Source organism: Streptomyces sp. MAR4 CNX-425 (genome assembly GCF_048656465.1).
In the GTDB taxonomy this organism is placed as follows: Bacteria; Actinomycetota; Actinomycetes; order Streptomycetales; family Streptomycetaceae; genus Streptomyces.
Genome location: NZ_JBMDLF010000003.1, coordinates 581,276 through 600,789, shown reverse-complemented (window position 1 = coordinate 600,789; position 19,514 = coordinate 581,276). Strand labels below are relative to the sequence as shown.

16 protein-coding genes are annotated in these 19,514 nt (G+C 72.5%); 5 read left to right on the top strand and 11 right to left on the bottom strand.

The window, feature by feature from the left end; all coding sequences use genetic code 11:
- Positions 1-23: 23 nt before the first annotated feature.
- Both dnaJ and ACHZ99_RS12400 read left to right on the top strand, forming a co-directional pair.
- On the top strand, positions 24-1,214 hold the full coding sequence (dnaJ, locus tag ACHZ99_RS12405) for a molecular chaperone DnaJ (RefSeq protein WP_420304526.1): 1,191 nt from the start codon (positions 24-26) through the stop codon (positions 1,212-1,214).
- A gap of 5 nt (positions 1,215-1,219) precedes the next feature.
- On the top strand, positions 1,220-1,693 hold the full coding sequence (locus ACHZ99_RS12400) for a heat shock protein transcriptional repressor HspR (protein ID WP_420304525.1): 474 nt from the start codon (positions 1,220-1,222) through the stop codon (positions 1,691-1,693).
- Between the two features lie 9 nt (positions 1,694-1,702).
- Here the strand turns inward: ACHZ99_RS12400 and ACHZ99_RS12395 are convergent, their stop codons facing one another.
- A complete protein-coding gene (locus tag ACHZ99_RS12395; protein ID WP_420304524.1) occupies positions 1,703-4,963 on the bottom strand; it encodes an NACHT domain-containing protein in 3,261 nt (1,086 codons plus the stop codon).
- Between the two features lie 221 nt (positions 4,964-5,184).
- Here ACHZ99_RS12395 and ACHZ99_RS12390 point away from each other — a divergent pair, with 221 nt between their 5' ends.
- Positions 5,185-5,502, top strand: coding sequence for a helix-turn-helix domain-containing protein (locus ACHZ99_RS12390; protein WP_420304523.1), 318 nt, complete (start codon positions 5,185-5,187; stop codon positions 5,500-5,502).
- Between the two features lie 157 nt (positions 5,503-5,659).
- Here ACHZ99_RS12390 and ACHZ99_RS12385 read toward each other — a convergent pair whose 3' ends face one another.
- The 4 genes from ACHZ99_RS12385 to ACHZ99_RS12370 all read right to left on the bottom strand — a co-directional run bounded on the left by ACHZ99_RS12385 (position 5,660) and on the right by ACHZ99_RS12370 (position 9,705).
- Positions 5,660-6,610: a helix-turn-helix transcriptional regulator gene (locus ACHZ99_RS12385; protein ID WP_420304522.1), complete on the bottom strand. Its 951-nt coding sequence runs from the start codon at positions 6,608-6,610 to the stop codon at positions 5,660-5,662.
- A 3-nt stretch (positions 6,611-6,613) separates the two neighbouring features.
- Positions 6,614-7,579 (bottom strand): helix-turn-helix transcriptional regulator, encoded by a 966-nt coding sequence (locus ACHZ99_RS12380; RefSeq protein WP_420304521.1) that lies wholly within the window; start codon positions 7,577-7,579, stop codon positions 6,614-6,616.
- Between the two features lie 122 nt (positions 7,580-7,701).
- A complete protein-coding gene (locus ACHZ99_RS12375) occupies positions 7,702-8,676 on the bottom strand; it encodes a helix-turn-helix transcriptional regulator (RefSeq protein WP_420304520.1) in 975 nt (324 codons plus the stop codon).
- A 27-nt stretch (positions 8,677-8,703) separates the two neighbouring features.
- Complete coding sequence (locus tag ACHZ99_RS12370) at positions 8,704-9,705, bottom strand: hypothetical protein (protein WP_420304519.1); 1,002 nt, start codon at positions 9,703-9,705, stop codon at positions 8,704-8,706.
- Between the two features lie 900 nt (positions 9,706-10,605).
- On the opposite strand from ACHZ99_RS12370, the gene clpB reads away from it, so the two are divergent.
- Positions 10,606-13,212 (top strand): ATP-dependent chaperone ClpB, encoded by a 2,607-nt coding sequence (clpB, locus tag ACHZ99_RS12365; protein ID WP_420304518.1) that lies wholly within the window; start codon positions 10,606-10,608, stop codon positions 13,210-13,212.
- Positions 13,213-13,325: 113 nt separating this feature from the next.
- Positions 13,326-13,874, top strand: a complete 549-nt coding sequence (locus ACHZ99_RS12360; RefSeq protein WP_420304517.1) for a YbjN domain-containing protein — start codon at positions 13,326-13,328, stop codon at positions 13,872-13,874.
- Positions 13,875-13,905: 31 nt separating this feature from the next.
- On the opposite strand, the gene ACHZ99_RS12355 is transcribed toward ACHZ99_RS12360, so the two are convergent.
- The 6 genes from ACHZ99_RS12355 to pyrE all read right to left on the bottom strand — a co-directional run bounded on the left by ACHZ99_RS12355 (position 13,906) and on the right by pyrE (position 19,474).
- A complete protein-coding gene (locus ACHZ99_RS12355; RefSeq protein WP_420304516.1) occupies positions 13,906-14,685 on the bottom strand; it encodes an alpha/beta hydrolase family protein in 780 nt (259 codons plus the stop codon).
- The gene (gene kynU, locus ACHZ99_RS12350; RefSeq protein WP_420304515.1) at positions 14,672-16,069 is read right to left on the bottom strand and encodes a kynureninase; all 1,398 of its coding nucleotides are present in this window, start codon (positions 16,067-16,069) and stop codon (positions 14,672-14,674) included. Before kynU ends, ACHZ99_RS12355 begins: the two co-directional genes overlap by 14 nt.
- A complete protein-coding gene (locus ACHZ99_RS12345) occupies positions 16,062-16,916 on the bottom strand; it encodes a tryptophan 2,3-dioxygenase family protein (RefSeq protein ID WP_420304514.1) in 855 nt (284 codons plus the stop codon). The genes kynU and ACHZ99_RS12345 overlap by 8 nt, the downstream gene beginning before the upstream one ends.
- Before the next feature lie 199 nt (positions 16,917-17,115).
- On the bottom strand, positions 17,116-17,529 hold the full coding sequence (locus ACHZ99_RS12340) for a DUF3151 domain-containing protein (RefSeq protein WP_420304513.1): 414 nt from the start codon (positions 17,527-17,529) through the stop codon (positions 17,116-17,118).
- 149 nt (positions 17,530-17,678) lie between these two features.
- Positions 17,679-18,701, bottom strand: a complete 1,023-nt coding sequence (fbaA, locus tag ACHZ99_RS12335) for a class II fructose-bisphosphate aldolase (protein ID WP_420304512.1) — start codon at positions 18,699-18,701, stop codon at positions 17,679-17,681.
- 209 nt (positions 18,702-18,910) lie between these two features.
- Positions 18,911-19,474, bottom strand: coding sequence for an orotate phosphoribosyltransferase (gene pyrE, locus ACHZ99_RS12330; RefSeq protein ID WP_420304511.1), 564 nt, complete (start codon positions 19,472-19,474; stop codon positions 18,911-18,913).
- Between the last annotated feature and the right edge of the window lie 40 nt (positions 19,475-19,514).

Here is a 19,514-nt window from a genome sequence, read left to right as displayed (position 1 = left end):
GGCCGAGAGGAGGGACGCCGGGAGTGAGTACGAAGGACTTCATCGAGAAGGACTACTACAAGGTTCTCGGCGTCCCGAAGGACGCCACCGAGGCCGAGATCAAGAAGGCGTACCGCAAGCTCGCCCGGCAGTTCCACCCGGACGCCAACAAGGGCGACGCGGCGGCCGAGGAGCGCTTCAAGGAGGTCTCCGAGGCCAACGACGTACTCGGCGACCCCAAGCGGCGCAAGGAGTACGACGAGGCGCGCACGCTCTTCGGCAACGGCGGCTTCCGCCCGGGCCCCGGCGCGGGCGGCGGTTCGTTCAACTTCGACCTCGGCGACCTCTTCGGCGGCTCCGGCCCCGGCGGCGCCGGCGGCCCCGGCGGCCAGACGACCACCGGCGGCTTCGGCGGCGGCCTGGGCGACGTCTTCGGCGGGCTGTTCAACCGCGGCGGCGGCCGCACCCAGCCGCGCCGCGGCCAGGACATCGAGTCGGAGGTCACCCTCAGCTTCACGGAGGCCATCGAGGGCGCCACGGTGCCGCTGCGGATGTCGTCGTCGGCCCCCTGCAAGACGTGCGCCGGCACGGGCGACAAGAACGGCTCTCCGCGGGTCTGCCCGACCTGCGTGGGCACCGGTCAGGTCTCCCGCGGCGGCGGTGGCGGCTTCTCGCTCACCGACCCGTGCGTCGACTGCAAGGGCCGCGGGCTCATCGCCCAGGACCCCTGCGACGTCTGCAAGGGCAGCGGCCGCGCCAAGTCGTCCCGCACGATGCAGGTCCGCATCCCGGCCGGGGTGCAGGACGGGCAGCGGATACGGCTGCGCGGCAAGGGCGGCCCGGGCGAGCGCGGCGGACCGGGCGGCGACCTGTACGTCGTCGTCCACGTCGACGGCCACCCGGTCTTCGGCCGCAGGGGCGACAACCTGCTGGTGACGGTCCCCGTCACCTTCCCGGAGGCGGCCCTCGGCGCGGAGATCAAGGTGCCCACGCTCGGCGGCCCGCCGGTCACCCTGAAGCTGCCGCCGGGTACCCCCAACGGACGTACGATGCGCGCCCGCGGCAAGGGCGCCGTCCGCAAGGACGGCACGCGCGGGGACCTGCTCGTCACCGTCGAGGTGGCGGTGCCGAAGGAGACGGACGGCACGGCACGCGAGTCGCTGGAGTCGTACCGGGAGGCGACCGTGGGTGAAGACCCGCGCGCGGAGCTGTTCAAGGCCGCGAAGGGAGCTTGACGACGATGAACGGCAGGAACGGCGGCGGCGCCGGCGGCGCCCGCGGCCGCAACCCGTACGAGCTGACCGAGGAGACGCCGGTCTACGTCATCTCCGTGGCCGCCGAACTCTCCGGTCTGCACCCGCAGACCCTCCGCCAGTACGACCGCCTCGGCCTGGTCTCCCCGGACCGCACGGCCGGGCGCGGCCGGCGGTACTCGGCGCGGGACATCGCGCTGCTGCGGCAGGTGCAGACGCTGAGCCAGGAGGAGGGCGTCAACCTGGCCGGCATCAAGCGGATCATCGAGCTGGAGACGCAGGTCGCCGCGCTCCAGGCGAAGGTGGCGGAGCTGACGGACGCGGTGGAGGGCGCGGCGTCGGCGATGGCCCAGCGGGAGGCGCAGGTGCACGCGTCGTACCGGCGGGACCTGGTGCCGTACCAGCAGGTGCAGCAGACGAGCGCGCTGGTGGTGTGGAAGCCGAAGAAGAAGCGGGGCTGAGCCTGCGGCTCAGTCGGCGAGGTACGTGACCTCCACGTGGGGCGGGAGCCCGGCGTGGAGGTTTCGCATGTGGTCCCGCAGGGTGACCTGTTCCAGCAGGTCGAGTCCGGCGAGCGGGGAGAGGTCGAGCGGGCTCTCCGGGGGCAGGTCGAGCACGAGGTGGTCGAGCCGGGGGAAGAGCTGCGGGAGCCGGGCCAGGTCGCGCTCACCGGCGGGCCGGTCGTCGATCAGCCCGAGGAACCGGACACCCGGCAGCGCGGCGCCGGCGGGGGCGACCGCCAGCAGGTCCGGCCGGGACCGCAGGGCGTCGAGCCCCGGGAGCGCCGCCAGCGCCGCCCAGTCGTCCGCGGCGGCCTCGTGCCGCCAGCCGAGGTACACGTCGGTGAGCTTGGGGTGCCTGGCCAGGGGGCGAAGGCCGGAGGTGCGGGCGGTCAGCAGGTTGAGGCTCGTCAGCTCCGGCAGCGGCGGCAGCGTGCCGAGATCGAGCGGGTGCGTCCGGTCCGGCGACAGGGAGAGGAACTTCAGCCGCGGCAGTGCGGGGAGCAGTTCGGGGGTGCTGGCGCCCAGCTCCGGCACCCCGTCCAGGATCAGGTGGCGTACGGGCAGGTCGGCGAGGGCCGAGGCGTACCGCAGGCCGAGACACTCGGTGAGCCGCAGGTGGCCCAGCTCGTGCTGGCCGCGCAGGAAGTCCAGGTCCCCCAGCGCGTGCTGGTTGCGGATGATCAGCTCGGTGAGCCGGAACGTGGCGAGGGTTTCGCGCAGCTCGTACGGGTCGAGCGGGCCGCCGCGCACGTCGACCATCGGGCGCCCGCCGAGCCCGCGCAGGGCCCGCAGCTCGGCGTCGGAGGTGACGGTGAAGAACAGCCCGTCGGGGTCGAGGCGGTCGATGACCTCGTGCGCGTACTCCTCGGTGTCGAACCGGTGCCAGGCCCAGGCGAGTTGCCGGCGGACCGCCAGCGAGGGGTGCGTGGCGTAGCGGGCGAGGAACGGGACGGCGCGCTCCGAGTCCACGTGGCTGGCGGCGACCGTGACGAGGTCCGGGACGTCCGTCTCCTCCGGGCCCGGCAGCAGGTCCAGCACCAGCGGGCCGCCGACCGCGCCCAGCGCCCGGGCCTCCACCGTCGTCGCCGGCGGGATCAGCCCCTCCGTCTCCCGCTCCACCGCCTCCCGGACCGCCGGGGCCAGCTCCGCCGCCTGCTCCAGGCACGCCGCCGCCAGCAGCCGGATACGTACCCCCTCCCGCGCCTGCGCCGCCTTCAGCAGCTCCCGCAGGATCTCCTCGCGCTCGCGCGGGCGCCCCTGCGCCACCGCCATGCGGATGACGTCCTCCCACTGGTCGTCCGCCGCGTGGGCCGCCAGCACGCCGATGTCGCCCTCCTCCACCGCTGCCCGCGCACCCAGGTAGTCCTGGAACGTGCGGTGGACGAAGTCGACCGCGTCCGGTCCCGGTTCGCGGAGGAGGCCGCTGCGGTCGCGGAAGTGCTCCAGCACGGCCGCCGCGTCGCCGAGTGCGGCGATCTCCGGGACGGCCGGGAGGGCGGCGGCGACGATGGACTCGGCGCGGGGGCGGTCCAGCTCCGTACGGCCGTTGCGGATGAGCCAGTACGCGAGGCGCTGGAGCACCTGTAGTTGAGGTTCCTCGCGGAGGTCGGGGACGGCCATGTCGCGTTCGCGGTCGCGGCGGGTGAGCAGCATCGACAGGGCGGCCTCGTACAGCTCCTTGCGCCCGCGCGGGAGGTAGCCGCGGCGGGCGCGGTTCAGGGCGCACATCAGGCCGCACATGAGCGGGTTGGTGGCGAGGCGGCCGAGGTCGGAGGTGTGCCGTACGGCGGCGGCGAGCTGCTGTTCGTACGCCGCCAGTTGGGCGTCGTCCGCCGCCGGGTCGCCGGTGCGTACGGCCTCGTGCCAGCGGGTGATGAAGCGGGCGAGGTCCGCCGGGCGCATCGGGGCGAGGGTCAGCTCGGTGAAGCCCTCGGCGGCGAGCCAGTCCTCGCCGACCGCGGAGGGGCGGGAGGTGACGAGCCAGCGGTTGCCGGGGAAGGCGTCGGCGAGGTCGGAGAGCCAGCCGCGGGCGCGGGCGCGCTCCGTGTGGGGGACCTCGTCGATGCCGTCGACGAGGAGCAGGCCGCGGCCGGCGGTGAGCACGCGGTGCTCCCAGCCGTCCGGCTGGGCGCCGGCGAGGGGGCTGCCGGTGGCGGCGAGGAAGTCGCGGGGCGGGGGGAGGCGCTGCCCGTGCCGGGTGAGGGTGCGGAGGGGCAGGACGAAGGGCACGCGGCCGGTGAGGTAGCCCATGCCGTCCGCCGCAGGGGCGTCGGGGCGGGCGGCGGAGAGGGCGAGCCACTGCACGAGGGTGGTCTTGCCGGAGCCGGCGGCGCCGCGCAGGAGGACGCGCTCGTGGGTGGCGAGGGCCTGGTCGGCGGGGATGGCGGGCTCGGGGAGGGGGTTGCTGTCGTCGAGGAGGCCGAAGTCTTGCCAGCTCCCGATGCCGCTGTTCCGGAGCGGCTCGTGCGACGGGGACCCCGACGCCTCCAGCCGCAGGTACGCCACGTCCAGCGGCCACTTCGCGGGGGAGTCGGCGAGGTCGGCGCCGTAGATGGTGAGCTTGCCGTGCTTGCGGGCCACGTACGCGAAGTAGTCGCGCTCGAAGGCCGCGTCGCGGGCGTCGGGGAGGGGCGTGCGGGCGATCAGGGCGTCGAGGCGGGCGGCCTGGTCCGCCTGGCGGCGGGACTGCTCCACGAGGGTGCGGGGGACGAAGGTGGAGCGCTGGGTGAAGAAGTGGAGGATGTGCAGGCAGGCGGTGTCGAGGAGGGCGTCGTGGAAGGCGGCGGCGTCGGTGGACAGTTCGCGGGCGGGGTCGCCGCCGGTGCTCCGCGCCGCCGTGCGGCGCAGCCGCCGGGCGAGGGCCTCGTGGCCGAGCTGGACGGCCTGGACGTCGTCGAGGTCGAGGTCGCCGAGGGCGGTGAGGCTGCGGGCGAGCGCGTCGGCGACGGCGCGTACCTCGTCGTCGGCGACGGGCGCTTCACGGCGGCCCCGGCCCCGGCCGCCGGGCCCGCCGTCGCCGGGGAGCGCGCGCCGTACGAGCGTCTCCGCGAGCTTCCGCAGACCCGCCTCGTCCAACTCCCGCCGCTCGCCCCGGAACGACACCAGCGCCGCCATCCGCACCGGCCGCCCCGCCAGCCCCGCCCCGGGCCCCTCGCTGCGGAAGAGCCGCCGGACGAGGGGCGCGGCGACGGCGGCGGCGAGCCGCGCGCCGACGGCTGTGGGTTCCATGCGGCCGACGATATAGCGGGGGGCGGGGCGTCACCCGCGGTGTTCGCCGAAGATCCGGTTCGCTCGGATATGTACCCCCTCATCATCATGAATTTCATGAAGATGATGCTGGGTTCGGGTGGAGTTGATACGGACGGTGAGCCAATGTTCTGTTCACGGACGGGGGAGAGGACGCCGAACGTAAGTCGCGTACGGCCCATTTGGTCCGGGAGTCAATACAAGTGAGGTCCCAGGGTTCGGTCAACACGGCGCGAGAAGCTCCACCGGTCGGTCTCGCGCTGCTCTCCGAGAGAGAACGACAGGTGCTGCTGCTGCTCGCCGACGGTCCGACCAACCGCCGGCTGGCATCGCAGCTGGGGGTGGCGGAGCGTACGGTACGGGCCCATCTGACGAACATCTGCCGCAAGCTGAACGTGGAGTCCAGGGTGCAGGCCGCGCTGGTCGGCGACCGCAACCGGCGGGAGCTCCTGCCGGACGTGGTGGACACGGGCCGGGTTGCCGTAAGAGGCAATAGAAGGTGTCCGACAGCTCGTGAATGATGAGGGCGAGTGCCATGGATGCTCTGTCGGCGCGACCTGCCTCGTCGCCCGCGGACGCCTGCGGCACCCCTCGGGCGGAGCGCTGGTGTGTTCGCTTCCCGGCCTCATACACACCAGCGACTCCGTTCCCTCCGCCGGCGGCCGCCGGCGGCCGCGGTCAGGAGCCGTCGATCATGCCGGAGCGGGCGAGCAGGTAGCCGAGCTGGGTACGGCTGTCGCTGCCGAACGCGGCGGCCAGCTTGGCGATGTGGGCGCGGCAGGTGCGGACGTTCATGCCGAGGCGGCGGGCGATGGCCTCGTCGAGGTGGCCCTCGACGAGGAGCCGCGCGATCTTCAGCTGGACGTTCGTGATCCCCTCCGGCGCCCCCGGGACGTCGATCTCCTCGCCCCAGGGTGTCGCGGTGCGCCAGAAGTGGTCGAACGTGGCCGCGAGATACCAGACCACGCCGCGATGACGAACCTCAAGGGCCACCGTGCGGTCGGCCCGCGCGGGAATGAAGGCGACCTCCCGGTCGATGATGATGGCCCGCTCGATGTTCTCCTCAAGGGTGCGGACGTCCAGGCCGGTGTGCTGCATCCGTGCCATGTAGTCCAGCGCCTGCGGGGTGTGCCGGGCGGTGTGGCTGTACAGGCTGCGCACGCGCACTCCCCGTTCGACCAGCGGCAGTACGCGCTGGACGGCCGCCTCGTACACCCAGGCCGGCCGCTGGCCCATCGGCTGGGCGGTGAGCAGCTCTTCGGTGCACTCCGCGAGGGCCCGTACCAGCTCCGCGTCTATCCGCTCCTTTCCCTCCCAGACCGTGATCGAGGGGGCTGCGGCCGTGCCGGAGTCGGACGGTGTGGACTGACCGAGAGAGCCGGCGAGCGTCAGGGCGAGGTCCCGGTAGCCGCCTATCTCTTCCGTCACGAGCGCGAAGAGCTGCCCCATGGCCTCTGCCGGCGGTGCCGGAACGAGCCAGTCGCCGTCGGGGCGGAGGAGACCGGACTCGACGAGGCAGGGGGCCGTTGCGCCCGCCGCTGCCGTCACGCGGCCGGACTGCAGCGCCTTGGCATAGACGAGCCGTCCGGTCTCGCAGATGCGCGGGGCGGGGTGCGGGGAGTGTCCCATGCCTCAGACCTCCTCCAGCATGCCGGAGCGGGCGAGGAGGTAGCCGAGCTGGGTGCGGCTGTCGCTGCCGAACGCGGCGGCCAGCTTGGCGATGTGGGCGCGGCAGGTGCGGACGTTCATGCCGAGGCGGCGGGCGATGGCCTCGTCGAGTTGGCCCTCGACGAGGAGCTGCGCGATCTTCTGCTGGACGCCCGTGACGCCCGGCGGGGTGTCCCGGTACGGCACCGGGTGGCCCCACGGGACGGCGATCTGCCAGAACCGTTCGAAGACGCAGACCAGGAACCAGACCAGGCCCGGGTGCCGGATCTCCAGTGCCGCCTCGCGGTCGGGCTGCACGGGTACGAACGCGACGGCACGGTCGATGATGAGGAGTCTCTCCGGGGTCTCCTCCATGGTGCGCACCTCCAGGCCGGTGTCCTTGAGGCGGTCCAGGTACGCGAGCGTGGCCGGATGGTGCCGGTAGGTGTGGTTGTACAGCGTCCGCTGCGTGATTCCGCGTTCGTGCAGCTCCCGGACGCGCTCGGCGGCCGCGCGGATGGTCTCCTCGGTGCGGTTGGTGCGGCCGCTCGCGGGCTGGATCGCGAGGAACTCCTCCGCCCCTTCGTCGAGCGCGCGCAGCAGCGCCGCCTCGATCCGGTCCTTGCCCTTCCAGAGGGTGAGCAGGGACGGAGCCGTCTCCTCGGGGGTGAACGCGGTGAGCTGCTCGACCGTGCCCGCCAGCGCGGCGGCGAACCGCCGGTACTCGGACAGCTCCCGCTCCAGCGGCCGGATGAGGCCGGCGACCGCCTCGGACGGCGGTGCGGGCACGAGCCACTGGGGCTCGCCGGGGTCGGGGCGCAGGAGCCCGGTGTCGATCAGGCAGGGTGCGCTTCCGGTGGCCTCGTGGGAGAGCAGGCCGGCGCGTAAGGCGGAGGTGTAGAGCTTTCTGCCCACGTCGCAGAGGGCGGTTTCAGGGTGGGGGTGCTCCATGCTGCCAGGTCTCCTTGAGTGTGCTGGAGCGGTCGGCGGGGACGTGACTGCTCGGAGCTAGGACACCGAAAGCGGCGGCGTATGTGACATACGGGCGTCGGGCGGGGGTGTGCGCCGTCACGTCACGCCTCGTCGAGGATTCCGGAGCGGGCGATGAGATAGCCCAGTTGGGCGCGGCTGTTGCTGCCCAGGGCGGAAGCGAGGGCGGCGATGTGGGCGCGGCAGGTGCGGACGTTCATGCCCAGGCGGCGGGCGATGTTCTGGTCGAGGTGGCCTTCGACGAGGAGGCGGGCGATGCTGCGCTGCACTCCGGTGATGCCCGCGTGGGTGACCTCGGTGTACGCCGCCTCCTCCATCGGTGTGGCCAGTTGCCAGAACTGCTCGAAGACGCCCACGAGGTAGGCGACGACCCCCGGGTGCCGGAGTTCCAGTGCGACGTGGCGGTCCGGCTGGGCGGGGACGAAGGCCACCTTGCGGTCGATGATGATCATTCGCTCGACGATCTCTTCGAGTGTCCTGACCTCGACGCGCTGCGGACCGACGAACCGAAGGTAGGCCAACGTCATCGGGGCCTCTCGCGCCGCGTGCTGGTACAGGCTGCGCATCCGTACACCGCGCTCGACGAGGGGCCGCACCCGGCGCAGGGCTTCGCCGAGGGCCCGGGCGCCGCGCGAGGACGCCTCGGGTTGGATGGTGAGCAGTTCGGAGAAGCATTCGCTGACGGCCTGGTCCAGTGCCGTGTTGATCGTGCCGAGGCCGTCGAGAACGGTGAGGGGAGAGGAGACCGAGGCTGCTTCCGCGCTGATCTCGATGAACGGTCCGAAGGATTCGGCCAGGTCCGCCGCCTCCTGCTGCCTTTCTCTGATGTCCTGCTCGTGGTTGAGCATGAGCTGGGTCATGGCGTCGGATGCGGGGACGGGGAGTAGCCACTGCCGGTCGTCGGGGTCGGGCTGGAGCAGGGCGAGGTCGGTCAGGCATGGCACGGACTGGACCGCTGACCGGGCGACGCGGCCGGCGTTGAGCGCGTCGGTGTAGAGGGTCTGGGCCTCCGGGCACGGCTCGTCGGGCCGGTGGGGGTGTTCGTGCCTGCGGGACATCTCAGTACTCTCCGGGGGCGTCCGTGATCAGGGTCGGTCGAGAATGCCGGAGCGGGCGATGAGGTAACCGAGTTGGGCTCGCCCGTTGCTGCCGAGTGCGGTGGCGAGTTTGGCGATGTGACCGCGGCAGGTACGGACGTTCATGCCGAGTCGGTCGGCGATGACCTCGTCCACGTGGCCTTCGACGAGCAGTTTGGCGATGCTTCGCTGCACGCCGGTGACGCCGTCGGGCTCTGTGTGTTCGTACTGCACCTCCTCCTCCAGAGGAGTGGCGTGCAGCCAGAGGTGTTCGAAGAGGCCGATGAGGTAGGCGACGAGGCCGGGGTGGCGTACCTCCAGGGCGGCGTGCCGGTTGAACATCACAGGGCGGTCGCGCTGCGCGGGGATGAAGGCGACCTTCCGGTCGATGATGATCAGCCGGTCGACCAACTCCTCCAGGGTCCGCAGCTCCATGTGTTCCGAGCCGACACGTTCCTGGTAGGCCAGCAAGCCGTAGCTGTGCCGGGCGGTGTGCTGGTAGAGGCTTCGTATGTGAACGCCGCGGTCGATCAGGGGGCGTACCCGATCGACCGCGCGGTTCAGCAGGTCCGCGGGACGTCTCCCGCCGGGCTGTACTGTCAGGAGTTCCTCTGCGCACGCCTGGGTGGCCCGGCCGATGGTCGCGTCGATGTGGTCGACGCCCTCCAGTTCCGTGATGACGCGACTGACCTTAGGGTGCTCTTCACTGATGGCGAGGAACGGTTCGAACGCGCCGGCCAGGGCAAGGGTCTGCTTTCTGCGCTCAAGAATCTCCCGTTCGAGAGGGTGCTCAAGTCGCGCCAGCACTGCGGACGGTGGGGCGGGACGGAGCTGCTGCGGATCGTCGGGGTCCGGGTGGAGAAGCCTGAGGTCCATCAGGCACGGTGCGCTCTCTCCTTCGGATCGGGCGACACGGCCGGCTCGGAGCGCCCTGGCGTACAGCTCTGCACCCTCCTCGCACAGGTCCAAGTATCCATGCGAATGGTCTGATTCGCCACGCTTAACGCTCATTTATCCGTCCCACAGGAAGCTGTGATTCAGGAACATGATGCAATGCGAAGGTGGTGAACGGCTCCTACGTGCGGCACCTTCTTCACAGGGAAGCGATGTGAGGGAGGCCGGGACTCCCATGAGGGCGTTGATTCGTTGGGCTGTCGCGCTTGCTGTAGCGGTTTCGGTAGGCGTGGCGGTCGACTCTCAGGCCGGGCTGCAGGCCGGCGAGCTGGGGAATGAGTCTTCAGCGGCGCCGCCGGCGGCACAGCAGGACCCCATATGGAGTTGAACCTGAACGAGGTGTAGGTAAGCCAGACAACTTAGACGCAGGTGAAGGGATGAATTCAGACGACCGCCGAAAGATGGAGAACCAGTGGCTCTCCATCGATCTCGCTACGGCGGTTCCCCACCCCGGGGACAGGATGACGGTGGCCCTGCTGGGCGAGCCGATCACCATCCTTCGCGACCGGGGCGGGAGCGTCAGGGCCTTCCGCCGGAGGCCAGGACGGTATGTACGCTGCGTGGTGCGCTGCGGCGTGATCTTCGTCAACCTTGGCGAAGAGGATCACGTCCCCGTAGCAGCCGACTGCGTACCAAATAGCGAGAGCATCACCCCCCACTGTGCCTGACCGGGCGGTATCCCCCGTGTCCAGATCGCCCGAGGGCACACCAGCGGTGCCATCGCGGACGCAACCCCGCGATGGCACCGCTTTTGCGTGTCCGGACGCGCATGCTGGGGGTCGGTGACCGGGCTTCGGTGGCCCGGCTTCGGTGACCCGCGCCCGGCGCTCGGTGCCCGGCCGGGGTTGAGTGGAGTAGACTCAACTTAGCTTACGTCGCCTCAGGCACGCCGAGCGCGGGCCGAGGCGCCGAGGCGCATCCCGATACCGGCACCCCGGCAAGGAGGGGCACACAGCAGTGGACGCGGAGCTGACCAACAAGAGCCAGGAAGCGATCGCCGGCGCCAACAGCCGCGCCGTATCCGGCGGGCACCCGGACATCACCCCCGCCCACCTGCTGCTCGCGCTGCTGGACGTGGCGGACAACGAGAACCTCCAGGACCTGCTCGCCGCCGTCGACGCCGACCAGGCCGCCGTGCGGTCCGGGGCCGAGGCGCTGCTCGGCGGGCTGCCCAGCGTGCAGGGGGCCACGGTGTCGCCGCCGCAGGCGAACCGGGAGCTGCTGGCCGCCGTGCGGGACGCCACCGAGCGGGCGAGGAAGCTCGGTGACCAGTACGTGTCGACCGAGCACCTGCTCATCGGGGTCGCCGCCGAGGGCGGGGCGGCCAAGGACCTGCTGAAGGAGCAGGGCGCGAGCGCCAAGGCGCTCGTGCAGGCCTTCGAGAAGATCCGCGGCGACCGGCGCGTGACCACGAAGAACCCCGAGAGCACGTACCAGGCGCTCGGCAAGTTCGGCACGGACCTGACCGCCGCCGCCCGCGACGGCAAGCTGGACCCGGTCATCGGGCGGGACCAGGAGATCCGGCGCGTCGTGCAGGTGCTCTCCCGGCGTACGAAGAACAACCCCGTCCTCATCGGCGAGCCCGGCGTCGGCAAGACCGCCGTCGTCGAGGGGCTGGCGCAGCGGATCGTGAAGGGCGACGTGCCGGAGAGCCTGAAGAACAAGCGGCTCGTCGCGCTCGACCTCGGCGCCATGGTGGCCGGGGCGAAGTACCGGGGCGAGTTCGAGGAGCGGCTGAAGACCGTGCTCGCCGAGATCCGGGAGAGCGACGGCCAGGTCATCACGTTCATCGACGAGCTGCACACCGTCGTCGGCGCCGGCGCGGGCGGCGAGTCCGCCATGGACGCCGGCAACATGCTCAAGCCCATGCTCGCGCGCGGCGAGCTGCGCATGGTGGGCGCCACAACCCTCGACGAGTACCGCGAGCGGATCGAGAAGGACGCCGCCCTGGAGCGCCGCTTCCAGCAGGTGCTGGTCGCCGAGCCCACCGTCGAGGACACCATCGCCATCCTCCGCGGCCTCAAGGGGCGCTACGAGGCCCACCACAAGGTCGTCATCGCCGACTCCGCGCTCGTCGGCGCCGCCACCCTCTCCGACCGGTACATCACCTCCCGCTTCCTCCCCGACAAGGCCATCGACCTCGTCGACGAGGCCGCCTCCCGGCTCCGTATGGAGATCGACTCGTCTCCTACCGAGATCGACGAGCTGCAGCGCGCCGTCGACCGCCTCCGCATGGAGGAGCTGGCGCTGAAGAACGAGTCCGACGTCGCCTCCCGCGAGCGCCTGGAGCGGTTGCAGCGCGACCTCGCGGACAAGGAGGAGGAGCTGCGCGGCCTCACCGCCCGCTGGGAGAAGGAGAAGCAGGGCCTCAACCGGGTCGGCGAGCTGAAGGAGCGGCTCGACGAGCTGCGCGGCACCGCCGAGCGGGCGCAGCGCGACGGCGACTTCGACACCGCCTCCAAGCTCCTCTACGGCGAACTGCCCGCCCTGGAGCGCGAGCTGGAGGAGGCGTCCGCGGCGGAGGAGGAGGTCAAGCGGGACACGATGGTCAAGGAGGAGGTGGCCTCCGACGACATCGCCGACGTCATCTCCTCCTGGACCGGCATCCCCGCCGGCCGGCTGCTGGAGGGCGAGACACAGAAGCTGCTGCGCATGGAGGAGGAGCTGGGCCGCCGGCTCATCGGCCAGGACGAGGCCGTACGGGCCGTCTCCGACGCCGTGCGCCGCAGCCGCGCCGGCATCGCCGACCCCAACCGGCCGACGGGCTCGTTCCTCTTCCTCGGCCCCACGGGCGTCGGCAAGACCGAGCTGGCCAAGGCGCTGGCCGACTTCCTCTTCGACGACGAGCGGGCCATGGTCCGCATCGACATGAGCGAGTACGGCGAGAAGCACGCCGTGTCGCGGCTGGTGGGCGCCCCGCCCGGCTACGTCGGGTACGAGGAGGGCGGGCAGCTCACCGAGGCCGTGCGGCGGCGCCCGTACTCGGTGATCCTGCTGGACGAGATCGAGAAGGCGCACAACGAGGTCTTCGACATCCTGTTGCAGGTGCTGGACGACGGCCGGCTGACGGACGGCCAGGGCCGGACCGTCGACTTCCGCAACACCATCCTCATCCTCACCTCCAACCTCGGCTCCACCTTCCTCGTCGACCCGATGATCAAGGACGAGCAGAAGCGGGAGGGGGTGCTGGAGACCGTACGGAAGGTCTTCCGGCCCGAGTTCCTCAACCGGCTCGACGACCTCGTCGTCTTCCACGCCCTCGGCGGCGACCAGCTCAAGCGCATCGCCGGCATCCAGATCGGCCATCTGCAGGACCGGCTCGCCGAGCGCCGGCTCACGCTGGAGGTCAGCGACGCGGCGCTGGCGTGGCTCGCGCGCCTCGGCGTGCCGGCGGACGAGCCGGAGCCCGACCTCAGCTACGGGGCACGGCCGCTGCGGCGGCTGGTGCAGACGGCGATCGGCGACCAGCTCGCGAAGGAGATCCTGGCGGGCGAGGTGCGGGACGGGGACACGGTGCGGGTGGACGTGTTCGGGGACCAGTTGCTGGTGGGCCCGGCGCAGTAGGCGGGCGCCGTACGGGTGCGGTCGCGGGTTGTCCACAGGGTGTCGTCGCCGGGTTGCGGGCACGGGGCCCCGGTGGGGGAGGATGGGCGGGAACCGTTCGAAGGGAACCCCACGTGAGCATCGACCCGTCCTCGATTCCGAATTTCGGGGGCCAGCAGCCCGAATCCTCCGGCAGCAGCGGCCCGCAGGGGCCCATCGTGCCCGACCAGGATCTGGTCAAGCAGCTGCTCGACCAGATGGAGCTCAAGTACGTCGTCGACGAGGAGGGGGACCTTGCGGCGCCGTGGGAACACTTCCGTACGTACTTCATGTTCCGCGGCGAGGGAGAGCAGCAGCTCTATTCGGTACGCACCTTCTACGACCGGCAGCACGAGCTGGACGTCAAGCCGCAGCTGCTGGAGGCCATCGACGACTGGAACCGCCGCACGCTGTGGCCCAAGGTCTACACGCACACGCACGACGACGGCTCCGTCCGGCTGATCGGCGAGGCGCAGATGCTGATCGGCACGGGCGTGGCGCTGGAGCACTTCGTGTCGAGCACCGTGAGCTGGGTGCGGGCGTCGATCGAGTTCGACAAGTGGCTCGTGGAGACGCTGGGGCTGCAGCAGGAGGTGGACGGCGAGAAGGGCGAAGAAGGCGGCGGCGAGCCGCAGGAGGGCTGAGAGCGCGGGTGCCGGGCCGCGCCAGGCGGGGTCAGGTGTCCGCCAGCGCGTCGCGCAGCGCCTCGTACGCCGGTGTGCCGGGGGTGACGGCCGCGTAGTGGCCGGCGCCGGGGAGCTCCCGCACCCGGGCGCCCACGGCGCGGCCGTAGCGGCGGGACAGCTCCACCGGTACGTCGGCGTCGGCGTCGCCGTGGAGCAGCACCACCGGCGCCGCGGGGGCCGGCATCCGCAGCGGGTCCGTCTCGTCGAGGCGCTCCGCCACGCGGTCGGCGCCGCCGAGCAGCCCGGCGACGGCGCCGTCGCTGAGGCTCAGCTCGTGGGCGCGGGCCAGGTCCGCGACCGCGGCGACGCCGACGACGCGGGAGACGGCGGTGGGGCACCGCGAGGCGGCCCAGAGCGCGAGGTGGCCGCCCGCGGAGTGCCCGGCGAGCAGCACGGGCCCGGCGCCGGGCAGCGCGGCCAGGGCCGGCGGCAGGTCGTCGAACGTCGCGGGGAACCCGCCCCCGCCGCCGACCCGGCGGTACTCGACCAGCGCCACGCACCGCCCCAGGTCCGCTGCCAGCGCCGCCGCCAGCGGCGTCAGGTAGGACCGGTCGTAGCGCTCCCGCCAGAAGCCGCCGTGCAGCAGCGCCACGACCGGCCGCGCCGTCTCGTCCCCGTACAGGTCGACGACCTGCGACGGATGGTCCCCGTACGCGAGCGTGCGGGCGGGCGCGACCCGCGGCAGGGCGAACAGCGCCCGGGCCTCGTCGTCCGCCTCGTCCCCCTCGTCCACGTCGTCCACGTCGTCCACGTCGTCAACGGCGGTCATCCAGCACCTCTCCCAGCACTCCGGCGGCCCGGTACACGTCCGAGAACGAGGTATACAGCGGCGTCACGCCGAAGCGGAGCACATCCGGCGCCCGGAAGTCGCCGACCACCCCGCGCGCGATCAGCTCGCCCATCACCGCCTCCGCGTCCGCGCAGCGCAGCGCGACCTGGCTGCCGCGCTCGGCGTGCGGCAGCGGGGTCAGCGGCGTGAGCGCGGACCCGCCGGGCAGGGCGGCGACGCACTCCAGGAAGAAGTCCGACAGCGCCAGGCTCTTCTCCCGCACCGCCTCGACCGCCACGCCGTCCCACACCTCCAGCGCCGCCTCCAGCGCCAGCATCGACAGGATGTCCGGCGTGCCGACGCGCCCGCGCACCGCGCCGTCCGCCGGGCGGTAGTCGGCGGACATGGCGAAGGGGTCGGCGTGCGAGTTCCAGCCGGGCAGCGGGGAGTCGAAGCGCGGCTGGTGCCCGCGCCGTACGTAGAGGTACGCGGGCGCGCCCGGGCCGCCGTTCAGGAACTTGTACGTGCACCCCACCGCCAGGTCCACGCCGTGCTCGTCCAGCCCGACCGGCATGGCGCCGGCGCTGTGGCACAGATCCCACACCGCGAGCGCGCCCGCGGCGTGCAGGGCGGCGGTGGTGCCGGGCAGGTCGTGGCGCCGGCCGGTGCGGTAGTCGACGTGGTTGACCAGCGCGGCGGCGGTCCGCGGCCCGGCGGTGGCGGCGATCTCGTGCGGCTCCACGGCACGCAGGGCACAGCCGGTCAGCCGGGCGGCGGACTCGGCGACGTAGCCGTCGGTGGGGAACGTCGTCGCGTCGACCAGCAGCTCGTCGCGGGCCGCCCCGGCGCCGGACCGCGCGAGGCGCACCGCGGCGACGACGGCCTTGAGGACGTTGACGCTGGTGGAGTCGCCGACGACCACCTGGCCCGGGGCGGCGCCCAGCAGCGGCGCGATCCGGTCGCCGATCCGCTCCGGCGCCGTCCACCAGCCGGACTCCGTCCAGGACCGGATCCGCAGCCGCCCCCACTCGCGCGCCACGACGTCCGCGACCCGGGCGGGGACGGCGGCGGGCAGGGCGCCGAGGGAGTTGCCGTCGAGGTAGACGACCCGCGGGGGCGGCGCGCCGCCGCCCTCCGCGCCGGCCGGGCCCGTGCCCGGGGCGCCATCGTCCGGGGCGCCCGCGCCGGGCGGCTCCGCGTCGTCGAGTACGAACTCCGCCCGCTTCCCCCGCAGCGGATCCGCCAGGTCCAGCGCCGCCGCCCGGCCCGCCAGCTCCGCGAACCCGTCCGGGCCCCCGGCCGGCCCCCCGGCCGCCGCCCCCGCACCGCCGCCGCCCGCCCGCGGCGCGCCCGGGCGCGCCGCGGGCCCGTACGCCTCAGACATGGCTCCGCGCCGTCCACAGCTCCGGGAACACCTGCTTCGCGGCCCGCTTCTCCAGCCACGGCACCCCCGCCGAGCCGCCGGTGCCGACCTTCCCGCCCATCGCGCGCCGCGTGGCCACCAGGTGATCGTTGCGCCAGCGCCACACCAGCTCCGCGATGTCCGTCAGCACCTCGCCGAGCTCGATCAGGCCGGAGTCCTGCGGCCCGGCGTAGACGGCCGCCCACGCCTCCTCCACCTCCGGGTGCGGCTCGTACCGCCGCGCCGGGTCGCGGTCCAGGACGGCGGCGGACAGGCGGTGTCCGTGCGCGTCCAGGTAGCGCAGCACCTCGTCGTAGAGGCTGGGCTCGGCGAGCTGCTTCTCCAGCTCGTCGTGGACCCGCGGCGCGCCGCGGTGCGGCACGAGCATCGACGCGGACTTCTCGCCGAGCAGGAACTCCATCCGCCGGTACATCGCCGACTGGAAGCCGGAGCCCTCGCCGAGGGCGGCGCGGTAGGAGTTGAACTGCCGCGGCGTGAGCCGCGCGAGCGGCTCCCAGGAGGCGTTCAGCGAGCGCAGTTCGTACGTGCTGCGCCGCAGCGCCGCCAGCGCGACCGGGAGGTCGTCGGCGCGCAGCGCCTCGGCGGCGGTCTCCCACTCGTGGACGACCACGGTGAACCACAGCTCCATGACCTGCGTGGTCACCAGGAAGACGAGTTCGCCGGGGTCGTCCGAGAGCGGGTGTTGCAGATGGGTGAGGACGTCCGCCTGGACGTAGTCCTCGTACGGGGTGGTGCCCCGGAAGTCGAGGTTCGGGGGCTGGTGCCCGTCGGCCGACGCGGGCAGGGGTTCGTGAGCACGGCTGTTCATGAGCTGTCTCCACACAAGAGCCACCGGGTAGCGGTCCGCCCCTTCCTGCCGGCAACAGGGCCCCGGTCCCCTCGGGTACGGCACATATGGTGCGCCGTACCCACTTCGCATCATCCGCGGCTCGGCGGTGAGTGGCAAGACCGGCCGATCCGACCGGGTACGGCCGGGTCGGTCCGGCCGCTGTGGAGAGGGGTACGGCTCAGGAGAGGGTTTCGGCGGCCGTCGGGGAGCTGTCGCGCAGGAACGCGCTGCAGCGCTCGTACTCCTCGGTCTCGCCGATGGCCTGCGCGGCGCGGGCGAGGGCGGCGAGGGCGCGCAGGAAGCCGCGGTTCGGCTCGTGCTCCCACGGCACCGGGCCCTGGCCCTTCCAGCCGTTGCGGCGCAGCGCGTCGAGCCCCCGGTGGTAGCCGGTGCGCGCGTACGCGTACGACTCGACGGCGCGGCCGCCCTCGAAGGCGTCGTCCGCGAGCTGGGCCCAGGCCAGCGAGGACGCCGGGAACTTCGCCGCCACCTCGGACGGGGCGGCGCCGCTCGCGAGCAGGTCGCGCGGCCCGGGGTCCTCGGGCAGGTGGGTGGGGGGTGGTCCTCCGAGGAGGTTCTCGTGAATCGCCATGGGTTCCAGCCTGCCACGGCCGCGGCCGGCGGTGACCGTCGCGTAGGGACCGGAGGGTGGTTTCGGGGAATCCTTACGCGCCGATCACCTTGCGGACACCCCCCGGCCCCGGCCCGGATCCGGCGCCGCGGGGCGTGTCCGCGGGGGTGTCACTTCAGCTTGGTGCCCGTCGACCGCAGGTGCTCGCAGCCGGTGACCACGCGCTCGGCCATCGACGCCTCGGCGAGCTTGCCCCAGGCGCGCGGGTCGTACGCCTTCTTGTTGCCGACCTCGCCGTCGATCTTCAGCACGCCGTCGTAGTTCTGGAACATGTGCGCCGCGACGGGGCGGGTGAAGGCGTACTGCGTGTCCGTGTCGATGTTCATCTTGACCACGCCGTTCTCCAGGGCGGTGGCGATCTCCTGCGCGGAGGAGCCGGAGCCGCCGTGGAAGACGAAGTCGAACGGGCTCTGCTTGCCGTACTTCGCGCCGACGCCCTCCTGGAGGTCCTTCAGCAGCTCGGGGCGGAGCACGACGTTCCCCGGCTTGTAGACCCCGTGCACGTTGCCGAAGGAGGCCGCGAGCAGGTACCGCCCCTGCTCGCCCAGGCCCAGCGCCTCGGCCGTGCGCAGCGCGTCGTCGACCGTGGTGTACAGCTCGTCGTTGATCTCGTGGGTGACGCCGTCCTCCTCGCCGCCGGTCGGGGTGATCTCGACCTCAAGGATGATCTTCGCGGCGGCGGCGCGGGGCAGCAGCTCCGCCGCGATGGACAGGTTGTCCGCGAGGGTCTCGGCGGAGCCGTCCCACATGTGCGACTGGAACAGCGGGTTCTCCCCGCGGGCGACGCGCTCCTCGGAGGCGGCGAGCAGCGGGCGCACGTACCCGTCGAGCTTGTCCTTGGGGCAGTGGTCGGTGTGCAGGGCGACGTTGACCGGGTACTTCTTGGCGACGATGGCCGCGTACTCGGCGAGGGCGACGGCGCCCGTCACCATGTCCTTGCTGTACTGCCCGCCCAGGAACTCGGCGCCGCCGGTGGAGATCTGGACGATCCCGTCGCTCTCGGCCTCGGCGAAGCCGCGCAGCGCGGCGTGCAGGGTCTGCGACGAGGTGACGTTGATGGCCGGGTAGGCGAACTTGCCTGCCTTCGCCCGGTCCAGCATCTCGTTGTAGACCTCGGGGGTTGCGATGGGCATCTGTCCGCTCCTTGGAGACGTGCGGGTGTCTGGATGAAGGCAATCACTGCGGTCACCGCAGGCACCGCTCTGACTGCGTGCGTGTACGAGTGCGGCCGGCTCCGTTGCCGTGGCGCCCCTGGAGTGCCCCCCATCCTCCCAGATGTCGCCCCGCGCTTCCCCGCCCTGTGGACAACCCTGCGCCAACCGGCAGGACCTTGCCGTACGCGTCAGCCGAGGCCCAGGTCGGACAGGCCGTACGCGTACAGATACGGCACGCCGGCGGTGTCCCGCACCCGCTCCGCCGCGCCCGTGTCGCGGTCCACGATCGTGGCGACCGCGACCACCTCCGCCCCCGCCTCCCGCACCGCCTCCACGGCGGTCAGCGCCGAACCACCCGTCGTCGAGGTGTCCTCGACGACCAGCACCCGGCGGCCCGCGACGTCCGGGCCCTCGATGCGCCGCTGCATGCCGTGGGTCTTGCTCGCCTTGCGCACGACGAAGGCGTCGAGCGGGCGGGCGCGGTCGCCCGCGGCGGCGGAGGCGTGCAGCATGGCGTCGGCGATGGGGTCGGCGCCGAGGGTGAGGCCGCCGACCGCGTCGTACGTGAGGCCTGCGGCCGCGGCGAGGTCGAGCATGACCCGGCCGACGAGCGGCGCGGCGGTGCCGTCGAGGGTGATCCGGCGGAGGTCGAGGTAGTAGTCGGCCTCCATGCCGGAGGAGAGGGTCACCTTGCCGTGCACCACGGCCTTGTCCTTGATCTGACCCAGCAGGTCGGCACGCGCGTCGCTCATGGCGCCGAGCCTAAGCGGTTCCGGGCCGGCCGGGACAGGC